Here is a 6058-nt window from a genome sequence, read left to right on the forward strand (position 1 = left end):
GGTCATCCAGGCGAACAGGCCGGTGGCCACGAGGGCGACCAGTGCGGCCAGCAGCCAGGGGGAGGCGCGCCGGCCTGGCGGGCGCGCCGGGGTGGAGGAACGGAGATCCGTGGGGCTGGGCGTGGCGGTGGCGGCAGCGGACGTGGCAGGGGCTGGCGCGGAGATGGCGGGCAGCGCGAAGCGGCTGCCGGACACGGGCAGGCCGGCATAGTGGACGGGTCCGGCGTAGCCGGCCTTCACGGCACGGTCCCGGGTGGGGGTGGCCGGCGTGGCGGATGTGGCCGGTATGGCGGGCGGCACGGCGGAGCTGTGCAGGCCGTAGGGGGTGGCGGCCGGCGGCGGGAGGCGGGAGGCGCCGGGGAAATCGGCGGTGACGGCGGCGAGCCGCGGGGGGATGGTGGCGGCGAAGCTGGCGGCGGTGAGGTAGCCGAGGGTGGCGGCGGCGCTGTCGTCGATGTCGGAGCCGATGGCGGGCATCTGGGCGGCGAGCAGGCCGGGCAGATGGAGGGCGCTGGCCTGGGCGAGCAGGAGGTGATGCTTGATGAGGCCGGCGAGGATGGCCGAGGCGATGCAGGCGAGCCCGTGGGCGGGCTGGGCGGGGATGGCGCAGCGGGCGGCGAGGTAATCGGCCAGGGGGGCGATGCGGCGGCCTGAGGCGTGGAGGAAAAGGGATTCGCCGGCCTGTTCGAGGTCCCTCAGGCCTGCGGTGGTGCTGGCCTGGCGGGGCCACTCGGAGGCGATGTGGGGGTTGCTGGTGCTGCCCATGAGGGCGCTGAAGACGTGGGTGGCGGCCTCGCGGCCTTCGGCGGTGCGTGCGGCGAGCGCGGCCACGAGGAGGCTGGCGGCATGCGCGAGCACGTGCGGGACTATCTGCGGTGGCAGTCCGGTGCGCACGGCCAGGCGCTCGCACAGGGGACTGGCGGTGCACTGTGCGAAGGTCTGGACAAGATCGATGCGTCTCAATGAAAACCTCCCTGCTGTTCTATGTACGGGTGGTGTGCTGCGGGCCGGCGGTGCCGCGGGCGGGCCCGGGGCGGCCGGTGGGGGTCTGGCGCGCGTCGTGCGCGGCGGCCCGCACGGTGCCCTGGAGCACGGCATAGCCGCGGCGACGGGCGGTTTCGGTGCGCAGCTGGGCGTCGTCGGAGAAGCGCCAGTCGCCGCACTCGCCGCGGATGCGCACGCAGCCGGAGTAGATCTGGATGACCGCGTCGTCGCCCCAGGCCTCGTGCAGCCAGCGCAGGCGGGCGCGCTGGCGGCGGTCCAGGTAGAACGGCCATTCGCGCCGGCGCAGCGGCAGGTCGTCCTGCATGGGCGGCGGGAAGAAGGCGCCGCCCGGTGCGGGTCCGGGCTCGGGTTCGGTGGGCGCGGGACGGCGGGCGGTGCGCGGCTTCATGGGGGCCTCACGCGGCGGAACGGCCGGCGCGTGGGCGCTGCGCGCGGCGGGTGGCGGCGAGCGCGGCCAGGTCGGTGGCCACGGCCTCGAGCACGGGGGACCACTGGCCGTACGCGGGCTGGCGGTACAGGCGCGTGTGCGGATACCAGGGGCTGTCGGCGCGGCCGGTCATCCAGACCCAGTGCGGATTGACGTCGAGCAGGACCCAGGCGGGCACGCCGAGGCCGCCGGCCAGGTGGGCCACCGAGGTGCAGACGGTGATGACCAGGTCGAGGCCGGCCACGAACGCGGCGGTGTCGTCGAACGAGGCGAGCTCCGCGGTATGGTCGGTCAGGGTCAGGCCGGCGTCGCGGGCACGCCGGGCATCCTCGCCGGCGTCGGGCTGCAGGCTCACGAAGGTGACGCCTTCGATGCTGCCGAGGGCGCGGGCGAGCGCGACGGGGTCGACCGAGCGCATGGGGTTGCGCTGGTGGTGGCGGCTGCCGGTCCAGGCGAGGCCGACGCGCAGGCCGGCCCTGCGGGGCAGGCGCGCGGCCCAGGCGTCGGTGCGGGCGGGATCGGCCCTGAGATAGGGCACGGGACCGGGCAGATCGTCCAGCGTGATGCCGAGCATGAGGGGCAGGCTGGCGAGCGGCAGATGGCAGTCGGATGGCGGGAGGGGCCGCTGGTCGTGTGCGACCACCACGGGCACGGCCTCGCCCAGGCTGCGCGCCAGCAGGGAGCGCAGGTTCGCGAAGCAGCAGTAGACGAGCGAGCCGCCCTCCTTCTGCACGCGCGCGGCCAGGGCGGGCACGAAGCGCACGAACTGGAGGACGTCGCCATGGCCCTGCTCGCCCCACACGAGCAGGGTGCGGCCGGCCAGCGGTTCGCCGTTCCAGCGCGGCATGGGCAGGTTGGGCGAGACTTCGCGCAGCTCGGGCGAGCCCTGCCAGCGGGCTTCATGGCTGGGCCAGCCGCTGGCGTAGTCGCCCTGCAGCAGCTGGAGCATGGCCACGCCCCACATGAGCGCGCTGCTGGCGGGTTCGCAGGCGAGCGCGCGCTGCGCGGCCTGAAGGGCCAGGGGCCACTGCTGCAGTTCGCGCAGCACGTAGGAATACGTCTGCAGGGCGGTGGCATAGCGGGGGGCGAGCGCGCAGGCGCGCTCGGCGGCGATCAGGGCGTCGTCGGGCTGGCCGGTGCGCAGCAGCAGGCTGGCGAGGTTGGTCCAGGCGAGCGCGTGGTCGGGGTCGTCGGCCAGGGTGGCCTCGAACAGGGAGCGTGCGGCGTCGTACTCGCGCAGTTCGAGGTGGGCGGCGCCCATGTTGTTGCGCAGCATGGACAGGCGTTCGTCGATGCGGGCGGCATGGCGGTAGGCGTCGAGGGCCTGGCGGGGGTGACCGGCCTGCTGGTGGGCGAGGCCCAGGCGGAACCAGGTGCCGGCCTCGCCGGGAGCGCGTTCACAGCGCACGGCGGCGATGCGGCAGGCCTCCTCGAAGCGGGAGAGGCGCAGCAGCGCGTCGATCCAGTCGACCATCCAGTCGTTGCCGGGGGCATGGGCGTCGCGGGCGCGGCTGAACCAGCCGTCGGCGCCCGCGTCGTCGCCCAGGCGCACGGCCAGGCACGCGCGCTCGATGAGCACGCGGGCGTCATGCGGGTCGATGTCGAGCGCGCGGTCGAGCAGTGCGCGGGCATCCTCCAGACGTCCGCGCAGGCACCACAGGCGGCTGCCGGCGGCCAGCACGCGGGGGTCGTCCGAGGCGATGGCGTGGTGCGCATCGAGCAGGTGGGCCGCGGCGATGAGCTGGCCCTGGTCGAGCATCGCCTGCACTTCTTGCAGCCAGGTCATGGGGAGGTTCTCCGGTGGTCATGGGTGTGAGGCCGCGGGGTCACGCGTGCGGCGGGCGCGGGGCCATGGCCGGCGGATGGGCCGGCCATGGCTTCAGGCGTGGCGGAACAGGCGGATCACGGAGAGCAGGACCACGGCGCCGGCGACGGCGACCACGATGGAGGGCAGCAGGCCGTTTCCCACGCTGATGCCCAGCAGCGAGGCGAGCCAGCCGCCGATGAAGGCGCCGGCGATGCCCACCAGGATATCGATGAGGATTCCGAAACCACTCCCGCTGACGATGAGGCCGGCCAGCCAGCCGGCGACGATGCCGGTCACGATCCATATGGCAATCTGGTAAAGCGTCATGACTTCCTCCTGTGAGTGAACTGCGGGCGAACCTGATGAAGTGCGGCGCTCAACGCGCGCTGGCCGGCACGATGTCCGCGTGCGCGGCGAGCGCATCGAGCACGGCGCTGAAGGCGGCCTCGCGCGCCTGCGCCTCGAGCGCGGCGCGCAGCGGGCCGCTGGCCTCGCTGTACGGCGGGATGGTGACCGGGCGTCGCGCCTCGACGCGCACCACGGCCATGCGGCCGTCGAGCGGCACGAGCTGCGCCTCGCCGGGGGGGGCGGAGGCGACGGTGCGCGCGAGCGCCAGGGGCAGGCCGGCGGTATGCCCCTCGACGGGCGGTGTCCTGAAGCTGATCCAGGGCAGTGCGGCCGCACTGCCCTGCCCCGGTGGCGTTGCGTCGCGCTGCATCTGCAGGAGCGCGGCGCGCGCGGCGGGTTCGTCGGCGAAGGTGAGCACGCGTACCTGGTACTCCTGATCGCCCATCTCACGGGTGATGGCGTCGTAGCGGGCGCGCACCTGGTCGTCGGTGACGGGCTGGGGCCGGGCGTGCTGCGCGATGTAGAGGCGGTTCTCCGTGTCGACGAGCGCGCGGCTCACGGCCTGTCGCACCACGGGGGTTTCATCGAGATGTTCGCGCCGGGCAGCCTGGCGGATGAGCTCACGCGCGACGAGCCCGCGGGTGAGGGTCTGGCGCAGGACGGGCGTATCGGGCTGGCCGCTGGCGCGCACGAGCTGCTCCAGGTCGTCCTGCGGGATGGCGATGCCGTTGACGGTGGCGAGCGTGCCGGTGGTGGCGGCCAGCGCCTGGCCGGTGAGCAGCGCGAGCGCGGCAATGACGGCGGCGCTGCACGGGGCGATCATGCGGTGCGGAAGGTTCATGGATGCGGTGGCGTTCAGGGTTGCGTTGATGGACGGAAGCATGGTGTTCATGAGGGGTGCTGCCCGGTCAGGAGTGCGAACAGCAGCCGGTCGTAGGCCTCGATGAGCGGCTCGTGGGTGGCGAGAAACGGGCGGATGGTCTGGCGCTGGCGGCTGCGGTACTGTTCCCACTGGCGGGGGTGTTCGTCGATGGCGAGCAGCAGCTGGCGGGTGCCCTCCTCCACGTTGCTGCCTTCGTAGTAGTAGCCAAGCCCGCGGCACAGATGCGCGTTGTGCACGAGCGCATAGCCGTTCCAGCACACGTCGAAATAGAAGTAGTTGAGCGGAAGTCCCCACTGGTGGGACACGACGATGTCGGTGTGTCCGGCGAGAAACTGCGGGGTGTCATGCCGGTCCACAAAGCTCACCCGGCTGTTGCGCACGAGGTCGAGGTAGTGGGCGATGCCGATGAACTCGGGGCAGCCGCGCGCGAGGTGGCCCGCGTTGGTGACGTGCACGTATTCGATGCTGGCGCTGGCTGCGCGGTAGGCGCTCTCGGCGATGAGCAGCGGATACAGGCAGAACTTGAGCACGTCGATGTTGGGCTCCATGATGGAGATGCGCGCGGGGGCGTTGCGCGGGCGGTACTGGCCGGCGAACGGCAGGGCGCGGGTGCGCTCCTCCAGGCACATGGGGTCCCACACGAACGGCACGGGGCGCACCGGGCGGCGTCTGAGTACGGAGAAGAAGCCGGCGCTGGTCTCCATGACCTGGGGGATGACCCAGATCTCGTCGTACTGCTGGTTGATGAAGGGCTCATCGCACATGCGGCGCGCGAAGATCATGGCCTCGCTCATCTGCACGTACTCGGGGCCGCAGCAGTAGCTCACGAGTTTCGTGCCGCGCGTCTTCAGGTGGGCGGTCTGGTCCGCGCTGATCTGGCCGCCCAGCTCGATGAGCACGTCCAGGTCGTCCTTCACGGCCTCGAAGGTGCGTACCGGAAAGCGTTCGAGGTCCCACGGCAGGCTGGGGGTGATGGGCACACCGGTGGTGTTGACGAGCATGACGTTGTGACGTAACGGCGAGCCCTGGAAGAGCTTTGCCAGGTACAGCGCGTTCTGCTTGATGCCGTTGATCCACAGGCTCTCGTCGGGCGCGTGCAGCCCGATGGTGATGCCAATGCGCAGACCGCGCGCGCCCTTGATGCCCATGTGTGCTCCTGTACGTTGGCGATGATGGGAATGACTGTGTGGGGTGGGTGCTGCCATCTCAGCCCGCGCCGGCGTAGCGCACCTGGCGGCGCACGATGAGGCAGGCGCCGGGCGAGTCGACGAGCGTGACGGTCTCGCGGGGATGGGCGGCCAGGGTATAGACGGTGACGGCGGGCACCAGCACGGTGGCCTGGTAGCCGGGCAGTTCCGAGCGGGCCACCTCGCGGCAGGACAGCGGCGCGCTGGAGATGCGCTCGGCCAGCACGGTGCAGCCGGCGGGCTGGGGCACGGTGGTGAGCGAGAACACGGCGGCCGCGTTCTGGCCGTAGTCGAGGCCGGTGAGCGAGAAGAACGGTGCGCCGTCGGGGTCCTGGCGGTCCCAGTCGAGCACGACGTCGGCGTGGCGGGCGCCGGCCAGGGTGCGGGCCGAGACCACGCTG

General features: G+C 72.4%; 5 protein-coding genes and 2 pseudogenes. All 7 read right to left on the bottom strand.

Annotated elements, in window-relative coordinates:
- Window positions 1-963, bottom strand: a pseudogene (locus tag PXJ20_RS32510) (hypothetical protein); the annotation flags it as partial.
- A 19-nt stretch (window positions 964-982) separates the two neighbouring features.
- Window positions 983-1393 (bottom strand): hypothetical protein, encoded by a 411-nt coding sequence (locus PXJ20_RS32515; protein WP_421032878.1) that lies wholly within the window; start codon window positions 1391-1393, stop codon window positions 983-985.
- Between the two features lie 7 nt (window positions 1394-1400).
- The gene (locus PXJ20_RS32520; RefSeq protein ID WP_421032879.1) at window positions 1401-3218 is read right to left on the bottom strand and encodes a tetratricopeptide repeat protein; all 1818 of its coding nucleotides are present in this window, start codon (window positions 3216-3218) and stop codon (window positions 1401-1403) included.
- Window positions 3219-3311: 93 nt separating this feature from the next.
- Complete coding sequence (locus tag PXJ20_RS32525; RefSeq protein ID WP_126879764.1) at window positions 3312-3566, bottom strand: GlsB/YeaQ/YmgE family stress response membrane protein; 255 nt, start codon at window positions 3564-3566, stop codon at window positions 3312-3314.
- Window positions 3567-3615: 49 nt separating this feature from the next.
- Window positions 3616-4479, bottom strand: coding sequence for a peptidylprolyl isomerase (locus PXJ20_RS32530; protein ID WP_421032880.1), 864 nt, complete (start codon window positions 4477-4479; stop codon window positions 3616-3618).
- Window positions 4476-5618, bottom strand: a complete 1143-nt coding sequence (locus PXJ20_RS32535; protein ID WP_421032881.1) for a DUF2827 domain-containing protein — start codon at window positions 5616-5618, stop codon at window positions 4476-4478. The genes PXJ20_RS32530 and PXJ20_RS32535 overlap by 4 nt, the downstream gene beginning before the upstream one ends.
- A gap of 58 nt (window positions 5619-5676) precedes the next feature.
- A pseudogene (locus PXJ20_RS32540) lies at window positions 5677-6058 on the bottom strand (hypothetical protein); the annotation flags it as partial.

It is taken from the genome of Paraburkholderia sp. A1RI_3L, from assembly GCF_048957895.1.
In the GTDB taxonomy this organism is placed as follows: Bacteria; Pseudomonadota; Gammaproteobacteria; order Burkholderiales; family Burkholderiaceae; genus Paraburkholderia; species Paraburkholderia kururiensis.

Bases quoted from the DNA above. Each gene is read 5' to 3' on its own strand.
- PXJ20_RS32520 (WP_421032879.1), bottom strand. From the start codon at position 3,218: ATGACCTGGCTGCAAGAAGTGCAGGCGATGCTCGACCAGGGCCAGCTC.
- PXJ20_RS32530 (WP_421032880.1), bottom strand. From the start codon at position 4,479: ATGAACACCATGCTTCCGTCCATCAACGCAACCCTGAACGCCACCGCA.
- PXJ20_RS32525 (WP_126879764.1), bottom strand. From the start codon at position 3,566: ATGACGCTTTACCAGATTGCCATATGGATCGTGACCGGCATCGTCGCC.
- PXJ20_RS32515 (WP_421032878.1), bottom strand. From the start codon at position 1,393: ATGAAGCCGCGCACCGCCCGCCGTCCCGCGCCCACCGAACCCGAGCCC.
- PXJ20_RS32535 (WP_421032881.1), bottom strand. From the start codon at position 5,618: ATGGGCATCAAGGGCGCGCGCGGTCTGCGCATTGGCATCACCATCGGG.